Source organism: Legionella lytica (assembly GCF_044626755.1).
Classification (GTDB): Bacteria; Pseudomonadota; Gammaproteobacteria; order Legionellales; family Legionellaceae; genus Legionella; species Legionella lytica_A.
In genome coordinates this window covers 109,360-129,545 of sequence record NZ_JBGORX010000004.1, presented here as the reverse complement: position 1 = coordinate 129,545, position 20,186 = coordinate 109,360, and the positions used below count along the sequence as shown (strand labels likewise).

The following is a 20,186-nucleotide window of genomic DNA, read 5'->3' as shown; positions in this document are numbered from 1 at the left end:
GAATATGCTACCAGTTTGAGAAACTGGTAGCCTAGAGCGATTAGGAGTTACGATATTTTTCCCAACGTGTAGACAAATCCTTCTCAGGTAAAGTTTCGTTGACCCCTAAAATAATACCACCAGATTGAATTTCTGTTTCAATCACCTTCGCCTTATCTTCAGAAATCCCCCAGCCAATAAGTGAACCTACCAAACCACCGGTAATACCTCCTGCGCCTGCGCCGGCTAATCCTGCTGCAATAGGGCCCGCGACAACAAGACCTAATCCAGGTATGAGTAGGCTGGTGCCTAAGGCGGCTAATGCGCCTACAATTCCTCCTAAAGCGGCACCTGTTGTTCCACCAACAGCCAGTCCTTCAGAGGCTTTAGACCCCTCCTTAACGAGAACCGAATTATAGTATTTATTTCTAGAGTCCTCTGACATCAGCACAGTGATATCTTGTGGAGAATAACCGGCATCAAGGGCTTCTTGATATGCTTTTTCGGCAGCCTCAGGGGTCTCAAATACTTCGGTGGTTATATGCATGTCTTTCTGCGCATCCATAACGTACTCCTTTTTTGGTCAATTCCTTGCTTTTGCAGGATGTAATGAACCAGTTTCACACCAGTTCGCATCATAAAACATTAATATGGGTTATATTTCATGTCTCTATGCGAAATTAATCTGCCTTATAGCAATATATTTCCTTATCTCCTGTATTTACGGGTTTTAATACTAAAGGCTCTTCACCACCACCTTCAGTTTTGTTCATAAGACAACGATACCCAGAGAAGGTATAATAATAATTACCCTCGGGCATTAAATAGCCTTTTGAAGTAGTATAGGTTTTGTTATCTTCATCTACTGTAATGGGTACACTTTTCCAGGAGTTGGTTTGAGTATTAATTACATTCTCTGCAAACCCAGGAGAACCACATACAATAAGAAACGTGCCTATCATAAGTTTTTTCATCATAATCTTCCTCTATATAATTAGCTGCGGGGTGAATCTATTAAGCGGTAGCCCAAGAATGAGAAGTCTAATCGTATTGAAAGAGGATCTTATTCTTCGTTTACTAAAATCTACGACTTAAAAGATACCCCCGCCGCATGGTTCTATTTTCATCTGACGGTTAGGGACCACCCCGGGTAAGTAAAACAACGATGAGGACAATGAGTATTATTCCCACTCCGCCACTGGGGTAATATCCCCATCCACTGCTATAAGGCCAAGTAGGTAACACTGCAAGCAGAATAATGATTAACAGAAGTAAACTAAGATTCATTATGAACTCCCTATATTAACCGGCAATAGGTACGCGAGTACCACTCAATATTCCGATTTTCCTAAAGGTGAGAAACCTAAAAATAAAAAAGTAAGCCTCTCACGGTAATTATAGACAACTTGAGATTTATGCAACCCAAAGATCTAAAATGATTAATTAGCTAGTTATGTTTTATAACCTATCGATATTTCTCTGCAGGCTCCAATTATCTTTTACGAGATCAAAGAAGTCTCTAAGGTGGGATGGGCTGCTTAAACGGATATGCTTCGAAATCGAACAGAGTTAATAAAATTGATCTATACTTAAACTCTATAATGCGCTGGGAGGTGTCATGAAATATTTTATTGCCTGGTTACTGGGCGTACCTGTTAGCATTCTTCTTATTGTATGGTTATTTTCCCGCATTTTCTAAATGTAAAGCCAATGAAAATACAGTTAATGCAAGGCTATTTTTTCAACATACAGGAGTTATTATTATGAATAAAGATATCTTTCAAGGAAAATGGGAAGAGGTAAAAGGTAAAATGAAACAGGCTTGGGGAAAGCTGACTGATGATGACTATACTGAAATTGAAGGAAATCATCAGGAAATTTACGGTAAATTACAAAAGCACTATGGGTATACCAAAGAGGAAGCAGAAAAAGTAGTTAAAGATTTTCAGGATAAATAATTTAATTTTAAAAGGATTTAGACATGAAAAAATTAATAATGATTTTGCTGATATTAGGTACTTCTAGTCTCTATGCTGAGACCAAGACGGATTTGACAAAAAATTGGATTTGTACCACCAATGCCAGTAGCAGTGATGTGACTTCTGATAAGGCAGCAGATGAACAAATGGCGAAGCACCAAGATGCAGCGGCATCAAGTTTTGACTTTGCTGCTAAAAATTGTCGGGATTGCACCAAAATAACCTGTGAAGCACAAGACTAACTTAAATTTGAAACGTAGCAAAACACGCTTCGGGTTTGAGAAAATAGGGGCTACTGAGGTAGCCCTAATAAACACTAATTAATTTGGCAGAGCTATTTTAATTACTCCGTTAGGGCGCAGTTAGCTTGATTATTCAATAATGCTTTTCTTTAAGATTTTATAACGAATAGGCTTAAAGGAATAGTTATTAGATTCAGGTGCAGAGCAAGCAGTTAATCCTACCAGAAGATTCATACAGCTTTGAAACATAATTTTATCGCCTGTTTTGCTTAAAGGAGGTCTTACTTTAGTTAATCCTTTGGGGGTAATATGCACATTCATAAAAATATTAAATGTAGTGGAAATATTTTTAGCAGGAAAATTAAAAGGCTTAAATGCTTGCGCTAAATGTTCATAACATCCCGTTCGTTCCTCAGTTTCACCATAGAGAATGTGAAAGGTTTCTCTACTGCATGGGGCAAAGATAAAGTCATGCTTGCCGACATCATCATTAATGATACGCAGCATGGCATTACTCTGATTTGAATATAAAGTATCTCCTGTGCTAAGTATTATTTTACCATTGGTATCAATAGACTTCCCAGAAGAAAGAAACTCAGAGTTATCATCTAATGAGATACAAAATAAGTCGGACACTTGTTCGCCTTCCACATCTTCTACTATTAATAAGTCGCCTTTATTTAATATAAAACTTTTACCAGAACACGGATTAATGAGGTTCCAAGGAATCTCTGATGGGGGGTTCTTAACAAAGGGTACCACATCATGCGCATCACTCAGTCTTCCACTGTATTGTAATGCTTCTGACTCTTTTCCAAAGTCATTAAGCATAGGGTTAACTGAGCCAGAAAAATATAAATCTCGTTCGCGTATTTTATTTTTCATGGGTTCGAACTTACCATTTCTTTTAAGTTGTTCGAATTGTTCATGAAGATTAAAAATCAAAGCGGGTCGGATAAATCGTCTTGATTTACGAGAGCTATGAGGATGAAGGCCAACCACAAAAAAACCATGCTCTCCAATACTTATGCTAAATTGGGCACTATCTAAATTATCACTTACGTTTTTATCCCAACCATAAATTTCTTTATCAAGGTTGTGCAAATTTTGTAAGCGCTCCCATAAAAAGGCTTCAAATTCCCTTTCCGTAATTCCTAAAGAGTGCTCAAAAATTACTCCAAAGGTTTGAAGAACATTTTTCTTTTTTTTCCACCTAGTTAAAAACTGGTAAATACCTACTAGAATTTCAATATCATCGTTGCTTGAGTCTATGCTATTGGCCACTAATATTTCGAGGCAGTTTTTTTTAATAGCTGCTTTTGCACCAATACAAGGAAAAAAGGGATTCTCAATAAAGTTAAAAAAGGATTGTTTTAATTCGTCCATAAAATTCGTAATCCATTTATTATTCAGTGTTTTTTTTCAGTATAGTGTACCTAAAACTTAAAGCAACGATACAAAAGGAGATAGATCACCTACACGGGGCAAACATTGGTAAGTTCATTTAATTATTTACTGGAAGAAGTAAGGCGCTGAAATATTAAAGAAGCGCTCATACCGTGAAAAACAATTGAAACAAGCACGATAAAGATAGTCATACGCCATAACTGTTGCCCGTATTTAAGAAAATAATTAGTTTGATTAAGGGCATATGCCAGATAATAAAAAGAGCCTATACCTCGTATGCCAAAGACAGATATAATAACTCTATGATAAAAAGGTATCTTGGAAGTAATTAATCCAATTAATCCAGTTACAGGTCTTATGAGTAACAAAAAAATTAAAGAGGCGATTATTTCATTTCTTGTAATTTGTTTAAAAAGTCCTTGATAAATTAATACGCTCATAATTACTAAGAGCAATGGAATTATGAGCCGCTCAAGTTGTTCTGTAAAATTGTATAGTGTGTTATGCAAAAGATGATCATGATCATAATGCCGAAACACATGAGCAGCTACAAAGACCCCTAAAAAACCATACCCATTAATTAATTGGGCGCTTCCGTACGCTAGAAAAGTTAAAGCTACTGCAATAAATCCATCCTGGGGCCCAATTACCGTTGTGGGCTTAAGAATTATTTTGGCTGTTAGGTATCCAATTCCGATTCCGGCAATAACACCCGCACTTATTTTCCAAAGCATATTCCATAGCATCCAATGTATTATAGTTTGATTTGTTATTGGAATTACTGTTAAAACTAGAGCCAATTGTACGAATGGGAATGCTAGACCATCATTAAGGCCGTCTTCACTAGTTAATGCAAAGCGAACGTCATGCTCATTACCTTTCCCTGGCGGTCCCACTTGCACATCACTAGCTAATACGGGATCCGTTGGAGCAATAAGTGCACCTAATAAAAAAGACACAATGAAAGGCAGATCTAATAGATACATTAATAATAATGTCATAAATCCAATCGACAGAGGCAACGTGATGCCCAATAGCCGCCAAGTAACATTCCAATTGCTCCATCCCAAAGGACGATCAAGTTTTAAACCTGCACCCAATAAAGAAATGATAAGCGCTAACTCGGTTAGGCGTTCCGTTAATTGGCTATTTTTTAAAGGATTCACATTAGGCAATTTTGTATCTAACATCGATACAAAAATACCTACCATTAACCAAATCATCGGCAGAGATAGGGGGGCTTTCTTTAATTTGGAAGGTAACCATGCGGACGCAAGAAAAGCGGCGCCAAATATAAAAATGAGGGTATCGTAGTATTTCAAGTCAATTATTCCCTTCCTGTATCATTTTATTTATCTAAATGATGTTCTTCCGTTCTGGTTAAATACTCTCATAAATTAAGTGCCCACGCCTTTAACGGGAGCACGGGTACTTCTTTCGACTAGGATGCGAACATTAGTGTGCTTTTCTATTACTTTAACATCTTTAGTTTCTATGAAGAATTCGAAATTACCTTTCAGTTTTTTCATATTCAACTTCGTGGTAGTTAGGCTATCTTGCATCTTATGATGGAGTCCCCGCGATAGCTCTCATTTACCTATAAAGACGGATGCATTTGGAAAAGAGGTAATCAAATTAACCTCTCACTTAATGCGAATTGCTGTGCAGGTAGCTAAATTGTACAGAGTAATAGTTTCATCTGCATGAGTTTGTTCAATGTATTCGCATCCCTTGCCTTCTACTACACATGCGTTTGCGTTTCCATGAATAACATGAGTTTTGCCATGATTTTCTATTTCTATGGTTCTATTTTGCGCAATATAATCATTGATTTTTTTGGATAATGTGCTCATTTTCGCTCCATGAAGAATACATTCTAATTATAGACATTTTAAGTCTGTTTGCTGCCAGTATTACTTGGTTAGCATGAGTATTTATTCGAATGAACTTAAATAATCTATATTTATCTTTATGATGCGTGATATTAAATATGAATAATGGTTTCATTGAGGATATAGCCTACTGAAATTTAACTTCATCCATTAAAAAATGACATCCTTTCACAAGAAGATGGACTTTAAGATTTTCGACATAGATAGCTTCACCTTCTTCAGCTTCTCTAATGTTAGTTTGACCTATTTGTCGGCCATCAATTATCACCGTCATCCCAGAGCCTAAACATTCTGCCTTATTCCCCGGTTTTATCATTAATCCTGTATCTTCGCCTAAGCCTAATCCTAATTGTTCAGGGTTCATGATAATAGCATGGGCAAGCCGCCCAAAACGACCACGCTTTATGAAATGAGTATCGATAATATAGTTAGGAACTAACCCAAAGCCTGATGAGGTGTGTAAATTGTTGTATATCAGTGCTTCTGTTCGTCCTCCTGTTTTCATCATGACCGAAGACATAACCATTGCGCCGGCACTAGTACCAGCTACTAAAAAATCAGCGTCTGTGTGATATCTGTCTTTGATCATATTTATCAATGGAGTGCCACCTAAAATTGTAGATAGACGAAATTGGTTTCCTCCTGTGAAAAAAATCACACCCGCTTCTTGGACTCGTTTTAAATAGGCAGTGGAGTTAGTTTCGGTGCGATCAGCAATAGGTATAAAGTCAATTTTTTCATATCCTAACTTATTAAATACCTTCTGGTAGGTATTTTTTATGCTCTCTTGGATTTTGGAGGCCGAGGTAATGACTTCGATTGTTCGCTCTTTGGCATGTGGAATTAACTCACGTAGTAATTCATAACGAGTAAACTCACTAGTATATTCCATAATATCTGGAGGGGAACCTACTTTATCTTCTCCTCCACCTATTAAAAAAAGTGTACCCTTATTAGACATAAGACAACTCCTTTTGTATCCCTTTTAAAAACTCGATTGCCTCAAAGACATTTTCTGGGGTGTAAAAAATAAAAGTTTCAGAGTGGGCTCGCTTAAGTGCTGTTTTAACTGCGGTATATTCATTTGAAATAACCTCAACACTGGGGACATATCCTGAGTTTCTTATTCCGGTCATTAATTCATTGGTGATATTTTCATTGGTATTTCCACGAGTATCTTCCGGATGGGTGATAATAATTTCATCAAATAACTCAGCTGCGCAGGACCCTACATTTTGCATATCAATAGGCCTTCTGTCACCAGAAACACTAATAATTCCAACACGATGTTTACTCTGCTTGGTATTTAAGTAGGTTTTTAGCTCTAGATACCCTCCCTCATTATGAGCATAATCCAACATGAGTTCAATCGAGTCAAAGGTAAATAGATTCATTCTCCCCGGTAAGTTCTCGGGGGTAGGATGAAAATTATAAAGTCCAGTTTGAATATCTGTTAAAGAAAACTTAGATATAAAAGCTACTAGAACAGCGGGGAGTATATTTTTACTCATCGCGCTGGAGGTTCCTTGAAATGCAAGGGGTATGCGGGAAAGAGGGGCTATAGTATTTTTGGTAATTCCTTTTTGCACAACAATGAAGTCTTTTTCAATATAACACGCTAAGCCCCCATTTAATTCACAATGTTTTTGAATTCTGTCTGTCTTATTTAAAGCAAATAACGCCACAGTGCATGAAAGCTCTGTTTTTAGTGCATACACTAAATCATCCTCGGCATTTAAAATACAATATCCTGTTTTTTTTGTGCTTCTCGCCACTACTGCTTTAACTTGTACTAATTCTTCCAGGGTATTTATTTCTTTTAATCCTAAATGATCTGAGGATACATTTGTAATAACACTTATGTCACATTCATCGAAAGCTAAACCTGAGCGTAATATTCCTCCACGAGCGCACTCTAAAACCGCAAAGTTAATATTAGGTTCTCCCAATACCGCATTTGCGCTTTTAGGCCCACTGCAATCACCGGAAAAAATTAATTTTTCATTTATATAAATGCCTTCTGTGGTGGTGAAACCCACACTAAATTTTGCAGTTTGTGCTAAAAAAGCGGTTAAACGTACCACAGTGGTTTTCCCGTTAGTACCCGTAACTGCTACAATAGGAATAGTGAATTTACTTTCTGGCGGATAGAGCATATCTAAAATGGGTGCAGCTACATTTCTGCTTTTACCTTGTGAGGGCTGTAAATGCATTCGAAGTCCAGGACCCGCATTAACCTCAATAACAGCGCCACCATATTTTTGAATTGGTTGATTGATTCCTTCCGATACGATATCAATGCCGCAGATGTCTAAATTAACAATACGTGCAATACGCTGAGCTAAATGTATATTTGAAAAGTGCACCAAATCGGTAACATCTGTTGCGGTACCTCCGGCGCTTAAATTTGCTGTACTTTTCAAATGGAGTATTTTTGACTCGGGAAGTACGCTATCTAAGGACAGGCCCTTTTCGATCAAAAGAGTATTTGTTTCTTCATCAATCTCAATTGTCGTTAAAACTTTCCCGTGTCCTTTTCCACGTCTAGGGTCAGAATTAATTTTACCAATAAGTTCTTTAATCGTTTGAACACCATCTCCTTCAATACAGGCCGGAGTGCGTTTAGCAACAGCGACTACTTTATAATTAATTACTAAAAAGCGGTAATCATTCCCCCGAATATACTCCTCGATCAGAATTGTTTTCGAGATTTTTTTGGCTAACTCATATCCTAGTAAAGCTTTTGCACGAGAATGAATATTCGTTAATACGCCTCTTCCATGATTGCCATTGTAGGGTTTTATAACTAAAGGAAATGAAAGATTTTCTAACGCATTTTCGAGCTCAGCTAAAGAGCAAACGGTAGTGCCATGAGGCACGGGTATAAAGTGATTTTCTAGGATTTTTTTAGTTAACTCCTTATCACTTACTGTATCCATCCCAATAGCGCTGGTTTCTGATGTAACAGTAGCCCAAATGGACTTCTGATAACAACCTTGACCAAATATAACGAGCGAACTATTGGGAAATGTTTTAAATGGAATGTTTCTTATTTTAGCCTCATTTACTATCGATGCCGTGCTTGGACCTAAACTTGCTTGCCTGGCAATGTATTGAAGTGAGGAAATATCTTCCTCGAGTTCATTATAGTGTTGCCCTGATGCGAGCTGCTTCACTAGATTAAAGGCTGCTTTTCCTGCATAAAGTCCAGCCTCTTCATGCTCATAACTGAATATGACCTGATATACACCAGTTTTGGAGGTCCCATAGGTACGACCAAACCCACAATCCATTCCTGCAAGTGTCTGTAACTCTAAAGCTACATGTTCTATGATATGGCCTAACCAGGTGCCCTCATTTAATCTCATGAGAAACCCCCCAAAGACTCCAGGAGAACATCGATGAGCATTTAAACTCGGGAGTAGCTTTATAAGATTTTCATTAAAATTTTTTATAAGATTACTGGGGCGCTCTTCATACGTATCAATATCAATAGTAAAAACAATTAGCTTTTTTCTGTAATTAGACCAGTAGTTAGGGCCTTTTATTACTTGTTGATTAATAATAAACAATTTGATTAAATCCTTTTAAATAGTAATAGATATTCTCATCGTCCAATAGAGTTTTGAACTAAGGATATGTTTATATAATAATTTATGTTAGGTGTGGATTACCTTAATAGAAGCAACGGATTACTTGATGTATGTAAAGATGGGAAGTAATTAATAAAACATCGTACAATAAATCCCGACCTATTCTTGCAACCTATGGGTTCAAAGTACAATCCCAGCTATTTATCCTTTCAACCGGGAACGATTGTTATTGACGGAATTTCTTATGTGTGATCGAGGTATCCAAAGAATGATTTTCTTGGCTGTGTTGATTAAATAAAGACATAAATTAGAAAATGAAGGTAGTAACCTTTGAACAAATGGGTAGCCATTCCAGTGACAAATAAAGTAGATTCATTCGCAATTAATGTGGATCATATTTTTATAGAAGCAATTAAAGTGGGTCACCGAAGAATTATATTCGCATTTAATTCGGGCCAAATTTGAGCTCTGTTTGTGGGTTGAGTGGTTTATGATTGCGAGCCGCTGCAGATAGTTTCATACTGTTATGCGTATCAGCTCCATAGTATAATGATATCTTTTCGGTTTTTTCTCGCCTCTTGAGCTTCAAAATATTTTACAATCTAGTGCAAATGATGCCTTTTTGCGACACAGGCTGTTTTATTGATATCATAAATTAGTAGCAATATTAACTTCTATTCTGTTGCTTGGCGACTTCTTTAATTATTTAAGAACAACAAATGAAAAACAAAATACCTCAGGAAAAATTACCTCCAGCTAATTTAAAAAGAGCGCTGGAATATGTCACAAGCCTTTGTCCTTTAGGCTCTTCTAACAAATTGGCAGACCAGATACGAACTAATTTTTGGACTCGAACCGCTACTCAGCTTAGAACAAATAAAACTTATTTTATTCCGTCTCATAGAGCAACTAGAGAGGACCAAGAGAAGAATGCTACATACGATCCTAATCAGGGCATTTTTATGTACACCGAAAAAAATTGGCTTTATGGGTATAGAAAAATGGGGGGCTCCTCTTTACAGCTGTGCCCTTTAGAGCTTACTGATCAAAAAATCTCATTAGATGTATTTCATTTAGAGCATGAACACTTATGGGTTTTATTTCTGGCAATGGTCGCCAAAGAATTAGGTGGAGGAACTTGCGATTTTAAGTCAGCACTTGCAGCTAAATATCTCTGGGAACATAGCGAGGAGATTAACCGGATTGAATTAGTTAGCGCGTTAGATTTTCAGCACTGCTATGTTATCATAAATCGAGAGGGAATCCTTGCTGATTATAGAACGTGGGGAGAAAACGCATGGATAATTGATCCTTGGTATGGGGAAAATGGGATAATTTATCCGGCATCCAGCTTTTCAGAAACTATAATGAAAATAAAAGCTTTTGATTTCAACCAGCATATGAATTTAAAAGAGCTGGGTTATGGACAAGGAGCCTACACACTTTCTCTACCTTCAGAAGAACCATGCACCTGCACTTGTGAAATTAACCCTCAAAGCCAGCCCTATCCTAAATATAATGGAAAACCTATAGATCATTATTTCAGTGTTGATATATACCCCCATCGAGAAGAAGAATTAGAAACCCCTTTTGCCTTTGTTATACATTTAAATAAACACAAAGAAAGTATGGCTAAGTGTTTCCCTGAGATAGAAAAGAAGCCTGTCTCCTTGAAAAATTCTAAGTATTCTTTATTCGACCATAAACATAATCAAGAAACTTGTGAACTAAATGAATCGGTTTTGTCGCCAAAACAATTGTAGGCTTAGGATGGAGTAGGTTAATTTTGGCCAGCAAGACCCTAATATCGTTAGATATACTGTTTTTCTGGCTGGAGAGGCTGTATTTTCGGAGTATAGAGTGAAGTGTTGCAAATAATTTTAAAAATGAAGAATCATGAATTTTGGAGGTAGCTCATCTGTAAAACAAATTGCTCATTAATAAAAGAAATTTCATTAGGGTTTCCATACATCCACGGGTTAAACGCCTTTTTAAATATGCGCATCACTTCAAAACCTTTGATGGTAGCATAAGCAGTTTTTATTGAGTGAAATCCTCGCACAGGATTAATAAGACGTTTAAGTTTTCATGGTCTGCTTCTATTCGATTAATCACCTAAAGCTTGAAAATGGATTAAATATTCTATTTAAAAAATTGTTTTTAACTCTTCCAGGGTCACCCAAATACTGTTCCCCTAAACTGGTTGAAATGGTGCGGCGTTTCCGTTCTTTTTGCCGCCCACAATCATGTAATGTTTTCTACTTACTCGATTTTCCAATGATATAGCCAAGTAAAGCAGATATTATTGCCGTAATAATTATACTGGCCCATTCTTTTTCATAGTCTAGGCTTCTAACATTGAAAAATACTAAAACAGAAAAATAAAAAACACCTAAAATCATAATTAACGCAATAGAAAAAAGAAGACAATCTTTTACTCGCCTAATCTTAGCATCTGTTTGGTACTCTTCATTACATGTTTTATCAATCTTTGTATTTTTAAGAGTTTCAGAGGTTAAAACTTTATTTTTTTCTTGCTCGACATCCATAAAAATGCTCCTCTTTAGATACTACAGTTTAAGACTTTTAGCGCAAATTCTTGTGGCAAGCATTTGCCTTATTTAACTAGCAGATATTTCCACTTCCGGTATTAATTATATAATTGATAAAGTAACAACGACTTTAAACAAATGGAAAACGATAGCAAAACAATTCATTGTAGTTGAATTAATTATCTATGTGTTTGTCACCAAAGACCACTCATTCATAGCTATTTGCTAGGATTTCCAAACTAAAAGCGTGCAGTATTTAGAGCCGCGCTGACCTCTAAGTTTAGCCAGGGCGCACAAATTTTTCAAAGCGGTCATCAAAACAGGAAAAGACCAAAGTCCTTATCTGCCCAAGTTTGGACTCTATGCAGCCATAAATCAGGGTGAGCCCCCAGTTGTCCAATAAATCCTTACTCAGTCGAATCACATAATAGCGTAAGTCTTTTTCAAAACACAGTTCGTGGTAGCATCCTTTGACAATAATTCAAAATGGATCAGCCCTAACAAAATGAAGAGAATCTAGATTGTTAGTTTATTAAACTGCATTAAGAGCTACATTGATAATCAATACAATCAAGCCCAACGTGCGTCGAAAGTAGTTTACACCGCTTGTTAGCTCTAACCATGCCCAAGTAAAAATAAAACCAAAGCTAAGCATATGAAAAATATAGGTAATTTGTGAATGCCAGCCGGCCAAAAGCAAGTTTAATATTGTAAAAATAAACCACGCAATTAACGGTCCATTTGGTATCTGTAATATAACTATTCGGCCATTTTTGTCTTTAAAAAAATTTATCAATTTACCCATTTTCTAATTTCCTAAAAATAGAGATAAAACAACCAAATTTCTTTAACCTTTTGAAATTGGACTCTTTCCTGCATGCTGAATTAGGGGCGCGACTCCAATGATTATCATGCCCCAATTTAAATTCTATGAGAGTTGTTTGCTTATTCTTTCCTACCTACCAGTAGAGTGTACTCTATTGATATATTGGCCGAGCCTCACGTTAAGGATGTCCAAAAAAAACAGCGGTTAAGTCGTCTTCAAAATCATTGTTCCATTGAGTTGCATAACCTCCTTGGTAGCATTTTTGTTTCTTGTTTGATAGTCGATCAACGGTTATTTCAAACTGATTGACGTATAGGCCATTAGAATTTGTTTTGGTTGTATCATTTATATCTTTGTCTTTTAAAAGAAAATCATTTTCATCAAATTCATTTCTTCGGATACATTCATGAAAAGCGTCTATTTCACCTTGTCCAATATTCATTTTTGTCTCCTTACCATGTCTCTCTTTTAATTGTAGGCCTTGATGCTGATATATAATAAGCTATCGGCTCAGAGATAGACCCTTCAGAACCTAATACTGATGAAAAGAATTAAATCTCTATTCTCTCTCTAAAAATAATTAAATTTTAGAGATTAGATCTACTTTTTTAAATAGGGCATTTAATAGTTTTCTTTTTGCAAAAGAGCAGTTTATTTAGCGTAAGGTGCATATGAATAATGGATTATAATACAAGCACGGAACAGGAGAAGTCGCCGACACAGTCGGCCTGTTTGGCTACGGCGCCCGGCCGATTATTACGATACATTCTTTGTAAATTTCGCATATCTCCAGCAAGGTCAACCCTTATTTATCGATGCGAACATTTAGTGCTCGATTCATGATGCTCGGCAGGCTCAGACTTTACGGCTAAAAGAAATGCGACTTATCCTTGCTAGTAGTTCGCTGAGCAGAGGACGAAGAGGGCAAAATCATCCCTTAGACGTTATGATTTTGCCAACTTAATATAACTTATGGTGGTGAATAGTTTATTTTTTTTGAATTTGTTGTTGCAGCTGTTGGATTTGTTGCTGGAGTTGGGCGTTTTGAGTTTTAAGTTGGTTTTGAAGATTAGTATTTAATTCTTGTAATTGTTTTTGTATTTGCTCATTTTGTTGTTTTATTTGGTTCTGTAGTTGCGTATTTACACTGCCTAATTGATTTTGTAATTGAGTGTTGTTGTCTTTTATTTGAGTTTGCAAGGTTGAAAATACTTGTTGAATTTGTTGTGAAGAGTCTCCCCGAAGAGCTACTGTATCAGCAATACCCCATAAAGGAATTGTTAATGTGCTAAAAAAAACTAATCCTCTAAGCATGTTTTTCTCCCTCAGTTATTTAATTTTAACTATAGATAGATTTGATTGAAAATACAAAACGAAATCTTTTTCGGCTAAGATCAAAAATAAAGGGTCCAGCTCGATATGTGAACCGGAATAAGTACGCTGAGCTTATGAAAACTGAAATGGAACAATAATATTTTAACGAACGTGGAAAATAGAAGGTGTTATGAATGAGTTAAAAAATTACCATGACTTAAAGAGAGCTCAATATAGGGGTTAGAAAATACACAAATACAAGCGTATTTGGCCGCTATGGTGTTAAATATCAAGAGATTGGTATTTTTTATTTTTTGTACAGTGATACTAATTTTGATCTAAATTCGTTCATATTTTTCAACAGCCCGCCCCGTTTATTTAACTAAATTAAATCTCTATTTGAGTCGAATAATTTTGCTCATAACAAATATGATTTAGCTTACAATCCGTTAGTGATTACAATCAAAATGGAGTTATGCACAAATCAAACTTTACTAAATAGATTAAATCATCTTAATGAACAAGAAATTAAAAATATTGCTTTGAGACTTATTTCTGGCTTGATGGATTATGAAAAGGAAAAAATATTTACGCAATTAAGTCTTGATACTGTAGTTTTTGGGAATAATGATGAAGTAAAAATATTAGATGAATCGCTCATCAATCTTCATTGTCCACAAGATATGACTAAGAGTAATAGGGAAATGTATACTTGGCTAGGTATGGCTCCAGAGTTAACCGAGTACAGTCCTTCCGATCGCCGTGTTCATTTCACTTCGGCCTCAACTGTTTTTTCATTTGGTACCATATTGTTGCAAATGTTTAAAGGTGGAGAGGAGTTTGATTTTTATCTGACTCGTAACAAAACAGAGCAAGCAAAAAACCATGCCTCACATAATGTTCATCCTATTCCTGAACATTGCCCCAATATTTGGAAGGATATCATTGTGCGTTGTTTACATGATAAACCAGAAGCTCGTCCAACCCTGGCAGAGGTACAAAACATGATTATACAAGTAGAAATAGGATTAATCGAACAAAACAATACCTCTGTTCCCAAAAATAGTTATAATGCATTAATTGCATGGAGTTTGTTTCATGTAGGAAAAGAAAGACAAAACGAACCTATAGTGCATGCGAATCAAATAATGCCTTAAAGGTGTTAACTAAACTTTTGAGCTAGACTGTAATTTATTTATAGGAAGCATGTGATGCGGGATTTTGGTATGGAGTTACCATCGATTTAATGACAGTTACCGGGATGTAACGGAGCGTTTTATTTGGATAGTGGAATAGATGACAGCTATGAAACGATACGGAAATGGTTTCTTAAATTTGGCGCCTGTTTTAAGAACATTATTAACAAGCGAGCGCCCAGACCATCGAATAAAGGGCATATAGATGATTAGCAACTACGCATACGGGTGCGTCTTATTATCTATGGTGTGCCGTAGATGACGAGGAGGATGAGCTGAATGTATTTCCGTAAAAGCGAGGTAATAAGAACGCAGTCATCCGTTTATTGAATGCCTATCCAAAGCCTCGGGTGGGTTCAAAGCGTCATTGTACTCATGAGCACCATTAGAAACCTCTCTGCAGTGGCCGTGGGGTTACTACACTCTCCGGAAAATCCAATGTCATAATACCAAGTATGTTTGATTTGAGGCGGCTAACGAAATTCTTTGCACCTAAAATTCGACAAATCTACTTTTTGGCAGAGTCAAAAGTTTAGTTGACCATGCCTAGCTCGTCTACTTTCAGGGGTATTATCCAGATAGCACTGGTTTTTCCAGATTTATCTCTTCATTCCTTATTAAATATGGATGTTGGGTATCGAAACCACCTGTAAAACTCATTAGTAAACAATTGATATTTAATATATTAACATTAGATAGACTGTAACATTTAAATTGATGGCAATGTCTAAGACCTTTATTCTACAAGGGTTTAACAGGTGAATCAGGAGAAACCAGTGCTATCTGGATAAACCCCATGTAATGAGGGGCTAAAGTCATCTAAAGGTTGAAATTGATTTTCAAACTCTTCCCATTTAAAAAAATCAGGAAACTCCAGAGAGAACCCTTCTGGGGTAGCGGAAAATAGCCATTAGATCACATGTCCCTATTTCTTTATATTCAGGCAAATGAATTTTCTTATAACTAAGTATAGAGGTTATTAATAATTCATTAATAGAAGCACTCCCCCGGCTAAAGAGCATAGCTTGTGATAAATGCCAACTTAATTCAGCAAGAGTTTTTATAAATTTTAAAAAATTATCTTTATTTTGGTAGTAATTCTCATCCTGAATAAGTTTATCATAAAGTATAGACATTATTTTTTTTGAATTAATAAACTCCGAAGGCGATGTATGCTGAATTAGTAATCCATCTATGGAAGGAGCATAGGTCAACCGTGAGTAATTAATTGTAAGCTCATTGTCACAAAATTTAATATCAATGTTATTGCCAGATTCATGGAAAGGGGTACTCCCTCTCAATAAATGAAACCTTTCTTGTAAGTCCTTCTTCATGTCTCCATATCGCAGATTATCACCTATCGAAGTGATTGCCTGTGTTGTTCTAGGAGTACCTAGCTCACTTCGTACTAAATGATAATTTAGTTTTTTATATGCGCTAATCCAATTTTCGTAGAAACTTAACTTATTATTTTCTGCTTCAATAGATTCGTACAAATAACTCGGTAATTCTCTTTTTTTTCTAATGAAGTAGATGGCTTTTTTAAAATGTTAGGGTCTAATAGTTTTCTAATAATCCCAATTATACTTAAAAGCTCTTCAAAAGAAGGCCTTTTAGTTATGATTTTAGCGATTACTTGGCTTGCTTTAAAACAATCATGGGCAAACCGACTATTCTCCCAAATAGCATTCAGTAAATGAGACTGAGCTACAAAGGGGTATTTTTCAATTTTTGGAGGTTTCATGACGGTTAAAATAAAAACAATAAGTAAAAGTATAAGCTATAAAGCCAAAAATAACTTAATTTTTATCACTATTTCAGGCTTTGTTGCAAATAACTATAAATATGAAGAAATTTCATTACGGCCTCCATGCATCTAGGTTAAACATCTGGCGCTAATGGCATTCTTGTTTTCACTCCTGAATAGCTTGATTATATATTGGGATTTTTATCTGTATTAATCACACTAATATCACACGTTGGTTCAGTTTCTTCAGAAAGCGTGTGCCTGCAATAGCATTGCGTCGATGAGACAAATAAAAATCAATCGTATTGTCCTGCTCATCAATGGCTCAGTATAAGTACTTCCACTCACCTTTCCCTCGAATCTAAGTCTCATTCAAATGCCAGCGCCTTGCATAACGTTTTTTAAACTAGTCAAGTTCGTTTGTTCGGTTCTGTTGCAAAAACGAAATTAGTTCACACTCAAAAAAATAATTCCCACTTATGTATTAAAATTACTGGTGAAAAGCTTTAAATCTCCATTCTATCTCTAAAAATAATTAAATTATTAGAGATTAGATCTACTTTTTAATAGGACATTTAATAGTTTCCGTTTTTGCAAGAGAGCCATGATCTGTAATTAAACGACCTCAGCTTCCATTAGATCATTTCAATTCATAATAAGATTGACTGATTAATTTACATGTTGGTTTTAAATTAGTATAATACTTATTTAATCTAAAGGTATCGATATGTTTGATTTTTTTAAATTCGGAAATAATAATAGGGGAATGATAAAAGCTGGAGCTCAAGGGGCTCTCATTGGAATAGCTTGCTCTTTAAATCAAATGATTGATTGTGAAGAACATCCTCTTCCGGCAGCAGGAGTGTTAGTTAGTTTAGTAGCTCTTCACTTATATCTTTGTACATTATCGTCTACTCCTAATGTAATCTATAAAGAATCTCAGCCTGGTACAGCAGAGAAAGAGAATGGTTTTTATTTAATTGAAGATAACTCTCAAAAATTAAAAATATAAGTAATTTCGCTCCTCGTGGCAAACCACGGGGTATTTATTGCAACGTAAGTTCTGGGGCTTAGGCCAAATAAGTAAAAAATGCCAGTTAATCCAGAGCTAGATAACAATAAAAACTAGCTCGAGAAGTTTTCAAATGCCCTTGATGCTGAAGAGTCTAATCTCGCTAAAAAATAAAACTAAATTATTTGCTTAACCATTAATGAGCAACGTATGGTCCAATTGATGGGGTACCTTTGTGAGACAACTTCGGGACTCGCAGAGGTATCCATGAAAGAATGACATAGTCAACCAAAATGTTCACCGCAGTTAAGCAGCTTTCATTAAGAAATCACTCTGTTTTTCAAATTGATTTGTAAATATCTTACATAAGAATGCAATCTAGCTCTTTGTTTTTTTGCAAGTCTAGTGATTGGGGTCCCTTAAATTGGTAACATAGTTCAAACCACCCTTTGAATGTCTATACCCCTTCAAAATGCATCAATCTCTTATTTAAATTTCTAATATGCTGAAAACACGTACATCATCGTACGTTCATTTTACAGTTATGTAACGTTTTTGAAGATTCAAAAATATAGTTGACGGTGCCCAGTTAAGATCTGTCTACAACCTATACTTTTTAAGGCGATTTTTTTCAAGAGAACCGTAATTTTTAATACATAAGTAGGAATTTTTTTAGGGTGTGAACTACTTGAAACAGAGCCAATGTTCATAGCTGACGGTGCCGATAACGCCCATTTACTGATTGAAGTAAGACGTATAAAATACATGAATAATATGATAGAGCAGGACTATTGTGGTATTAAAAGTATAACAAAATACATGCTTAGGCTTTAAACCATGTGAGGCGGCTGAGGCAACCATTTCTGGAATTGAGTTGCATCGAATGCTTAAAAAGGCACTTGCACAATAAGGTGTATAGGCCTGTTTGGAAACAATTTTATGAGCCTGCAGAATAACTACGTCCTCAATAAAGCCATCTTGAACTAAATTTTCGACAGAACCAAATTCTATCTCGTCAATAAAGGAGATACTTGCAACATGACACAGATAGACCCATGGAAAAACCTGGAGCAACAGGTATTGAATCGTTTCGTGCAGCATGAAAAAAATCACTTTAAAGCATTATCAAGTGGTACTATTACATTGGAATTTAGCACACAACACATTACACTCAATCTACTCATTCGGCTTGCATTAGAATCCCAACTTGAATTCCTGATGGAAGCTTTATTTTTGGGAGAAGGCTTACAACTTGGACCATTTTTTTGTATTCACGTGGTCAATAAATATGCATTCTTATCCTTATCTTATGATTTTATCTCTGATATTGATTCTAATGCATTTAGTCAAGTCACAAGCAAATTAAATCCTGAAACAACACTTTTTATTGTTTCTTCAACGTCATTCACAATCATGATAGTTCTTTATGAACATAAAATTTATGTTCATAGTGTGATATGGAATATTAACCCATTTAATCAGCCAGCAATTGAAAGTTCCAAACGACTAATGAAGAGAGGGCTCTCCTATGCATAATCAGCATGTCACTATCCTTCTTGCAACTTATAATGGTGAGACCTATTTGAAGGAGCAACTAGAGTCTATTATTCAGCAAACTCATAAGCATTGGCATATATTTGCGTCCGATGATGGCTCAAATGATCGTACAATGACTATACTTAAACACTACAAAATTCAGATTAATAATGGTCCACGTGAGGGATTTGCCACTAACTTTCTATTCCTTATCACTAAAGTAGGCATGAATAGTGATTATTACGCGTTTTCTGATCAAGATGATATTTGGGATCCTAATAAACTAACACGAGCAATTGATTGGCTTAACCTAGTTCCTGAAGACACTCCTGCTCTTTATTGTGGAAGAACACATTTAATCAATGACAAATCAATCAGTATGGGTTATTCACCGCTTTTTTTAAAAAAACCTGCTTTTAAAAATGCATTAGTTCAGAACATTGGTGGCGGCAATACTATGGTGTTTAATAGAGCAGCACTATGTCTTTTACGTCAAACTAAAAAGCATTATAATGTTGTGTCACATGACTGGTGGGCTTATTTATTAATCAGTGGAGCTGGAGGGGAGGTATATTATGACTCGCAACCCAATCTTCACTACCGGCAACATAACGCAAATATTGTGGGAAGTAATTCCAATTGGATGGCACGAATATATCGAGTACGAAGGCTGTTTCAAGGACAATTAAAGCAGTGGATAGACTTAAACAATAAGGTTCTATTTTCGGTATCCCATTTATTAACACCTGAAAACAAGAAAATTCTTGAGCAATTTCAATTGGCTAGAAGAAGCCCTGTGATCTTGAGGCTTATAAAATTGATGCAACTTGGAATCTTTCGGCAAACCCTATTCGGCCAATTAGGTTTGCTTATAGGTACTTTATTTAATAAAATTTAAATGGATAAGGATA

Annotated in this window: 19 protein-coding genes and 4 pseudogenes; 9 read left to right on the top strand and 14 right to left on the bottom strand. The window is 35.9% G+C overall.

Annotated features, from left to right (window positions below; translation table 11 throughout):
• Positions 1-40: 40 nt before the first annotated feature.
• The 3 genes from ACD661_RS11455 to ACD661_RS11445 form a co-directional block, all read right to left on the bottom strand.
• The gene (locus ACD661_RS11455) at positions 41-544 is read right to left on the bottom strand and encodes a hypothetical protein (protein WP_400187996.1); all 504 of its coding nucleotides are present in this window, start codon (positions 542-544) and stop codon (positions 41-43) included.
• Between the two features lie 115 nt (positions 545-659).
• Positions 660-956 (bottom strand): hypothetical protein, encoded by a 297-nt coding sequence (locus ACD661_RS11450; protein WP_400187995.1) that lies wholly within the window; start codon positions 954-956, stop codon positions 660-662.
• A 157-nt stretch (positions 957-1,113) separates the two neighbouring features.
• A complete protein-coding gene (locus tag ACD661_RS11445; protein WP_400187994.1) occupies positions 1,114-1,266 on the bottom strand; it encodes a DUF3309 family protein in 153 nt (50 codons plus the stop codon).
• Positions 1,267-1,742: 476 nt separating this feature from the next.
• On the opposite strand from ACD661_RS11445, the gene ACD661_RS11440 reads away from it, so the two are divergent.
• Entirely contained in the window at positions 1,743-1,937 is a 195-nt protein-coding gene (locus tag ACD661_RS11440) for a CsbD family protein (protein WP_400187993.1), read from the top strand.
• 23 nt (positions 1,938-1,960) lie between these two features.
• The gene (locus tag ACD661_RS11435; protein WP_400187992.1) at positions 1,961-2,200 is read left to right on the top strand and encodes a hypothetical protein; all 240 of its coding nucleotides are present in this window, start codon (positions 1,961-1,963) and stop codon (positions 2,198-2,200) included.
• 129 nt (positions 2,201-2,329) lie between these two features.
• Here the strand turns inward: ACD661_RS11435 and gntA are convergent, their stop codons facing one another.
• The 5 genes from gntA to cphA all read right to left on the bottom strand — a co-directional run bounded on the left by gntA (position 2,330) and on the right by cphA (position 9,071).
• The gene (gene gntA, locus ACD661_RS11430; protein WP_400188058.1) at positions 2,330-3,598 is read right to left on the bottom strand and encodes a guanitoxin biosynthesis heme-dependent pre-guanitoxin N-hydroxylase GntA; all 1,269 of its coding nucleotides are present in this window, start codon (positions 3,596-3,598) and stop codon (positions 2,330-2,332) included.
• A gap of 110 nt (positions 3,599-3,708) precedes the next feature.
• Complete coding sequence (locus ACD661_RS11425) at positions 3,709-4,929, bottom strand: cation:proton antiporter (RefSeq protein ID WP_400187991.1); 1,221 nt, start codon at positions 4,927-4,929, stop codon at positions 3,709-3,711.
• A gap of 321 nt (positions 4,930-5,250) precedes the next feature.
• Positions 5,251-5,460, bottom strand: coding sequence for a hypothetical protein (locus tag ACD661_RS11420; protein ID WP_400187990.1), 210 nt, complete (start codon positions 5,458-5,460; stop codon positions 5,251-5,253).
• 166 nt (positions 5,461-5,626) lie between these two features.
• Positions 5,627-6,460, bottom strand: coding sequence for a cyanophycinase (locus ACD661_RS11415; RefSeq protein WP_400187989.1), 834 nt, complete (start codon positions 6,458-6,460; stop codon positions 5,627-5,629).
• The gene (gene cphA, locus ACD661_RS11410; RefSeq protein ID WP_400187988.1) at positions 6,453-9,071 is read right to left on the bottom strand and encodes a cyanophycin synthetase; all 2,619 of its coding nucleotides are present in this window, start codon (positions 9,069-9,071) and stop codon (positions 6,453-6,455) included. The genes ACD661_RS11415 and cphA overlap by 8 nt, the downstream gene beginning before the upstream one ends.
• A gap of 740 nt (positions 9,072-9,811) precedes the next feature.
• On the opposite strand from cphA, the gene ACD661_RS11405 reads away from it, so the two are divergent.
• The gene (locus tag ACD661_RS11405) at positions 9,812-10,855 is read left to right on the top strand and encodes a hypothetical protein (protein ID WP_400187987.1); all 1,044 of its coding nucleotides are present in this window, start codon (positions 9,812-9,814) and stop codon (positions 10,853-10,855) included.
• Positions 10,856-10,986: 131 nt separating this feature from the next.
• Here the strand turns inward: ACD661_RS11405 and ACD661_RS11400 are convergent.
• The 5 genes and pseudogenes from ACD661_RS11400 to ACD661_RS11380 all read right to left on the bottom strand — a co-directional run.
• A pseudogene (locus tag ACD661_RS11400) lies at positions 10,987-11,178 on the bottom strand (hypothetical protein); the annotation flags it as partial.
• Positions 11,179-11,350: 172 nt separating this feature from the next.
• Complete coding sequence (locus ACD661_RS11395) at positions 11,351-11,641, bottom strand: hypothetical protein (protein ID WP_400187986.1); 291 nt, start codon at positions 11,639-11,641, stop codon at positions 11,351-11,353.
• A 535-nt stretch (positions 11,642-12,176) separates the two neighbouring features.
• A complete protein-coding gene (locus ACD661_RS11390) occupies positions 12,177-12,449 on the bottom strand; it encodes a hypothetical protein (protein ID WP_400187985.1) in 273 nt (90 codons plus the stop codon).
• A 199-nt stretch (positions 12,450-12,648) separates the two neighbouring features.
• A complete protein-coding gene (locus tag ACD661_RS11385; protein ID WP_400187984.1) occupies positions 12,649-12,912 on the bottom strand; it encodes a hypothetical protein in 264 nt (87 codons plus the stop codon).
• A gap of 545 nt (positions 12,913-13,457) precedes the next feature.
• Positions 13,458-13,784 (bottom strand): hypothetical protein, encoded by a 327-nt coding sequence (locus ACD661_RS11380; RefSeq protein WP_400187983.1) that lies wholly within the window; start codon positions 13,782-13,784, stop codon positions 13,458-13,460.
• Between the two features lie 166 nt (positions 13,785-13,950).
• Between ACD661_RS11380 and ACD661_RS11375 the strand changes: the two are divergent.
• Together ACD661_RS11375 and ACD661_RS11370 are read left to right on the top strand one after the other, a co-directional pair.
• A pseudogene (locus ACD661_RS11375) lies at positions 13,951-14,126 on the top strand (transposase); the annotation flags it as partial.
• Between the two features lie 44 nt (positions 14,127-14,170).
• The gene (locus tag ACD661_RS11370) at positions 14,171-14,941 is read left to right on the top strand and encodes a protein kinase (protein ID WP_400188057.1); all 771 of its coding nucleotides are present in this window, start codon (positions 14,171-14,173) and stop codon (positions 14,939-14,941) included.
• A 902-nt stretch (positions 14,942-15,843) separates the two neighbouring features.
• On the opposite strand, the gene ACD661_RS11365 is transcribed toward ACD661_RS11370, so the two are convergent.
• Positions 15,844-16,314, bottom strand: a complete 471-nt coding sequence (locus tag ACD661_RS11365; RefSeq protein ID WP_400187982.1) for a hypothetical protein — start codon at positions 16,312-16,314, stop codon at positions 15,844-15,846.
• Between the two features lie 1,140 nt (positions 16,315-17,454).
• Between ACD661_RS11365 and ACD661_RS11360 the strand changes: the two genes are divergently transcribed.
• The 4 genes and pseudogenes from ACD661_RS11360 to ACD661_RS11345 all read left to right on the top strand — a co-directional run bounded on the left by ACD661_RS11360 (position 17,455) and on the right by ACD661_RS11345 (position 20,173).
• Positions 17,455-17,739 (top strand): hypothetical protein, encoded by a 285-nt coding sequence (locus tag ACD661_RS11360; RefSeq protein ID WP_400187981.1) that lies wholly within the window; start codon positions 17,455-17,457, stop codon positions 17,737-17,739.
• Positions 17,740-18,777: 1,038 nt separating this feature from the next.
• Positions 18,778-19,137: pseudogene (locus tag ACD661_RS11355) on the top strand (hypothetical protein); the annotation flags it as partial.
• Between the two features lie 21 nt (positions 19,138-19,158).
• Positions 19,159-19,275: pseudogene (locus ACD661_RS11350) on the top strand (hypothetical protein); the annotation flags it as partial.
• Positions 19,268-20,173 carry a glycosyltransferase family 2 protein gene (locus ACD661_RS11345; protein ID WP_400187980.1) on the top strand — a complete coding sequence of 302 codons (906 nt, stop codon included), beginning with the start codon at positions 19,268-19,270 and terminating at the stop codon, positions 20,171-20,173. The pseudogene ACD661_RS11350 and the gene ACD661_RS11345, both read left to right, overlap by 8 nt.
• The last annotated feature ends 13 nt before the right edge of the window (positions 20,174-20,186 follow it).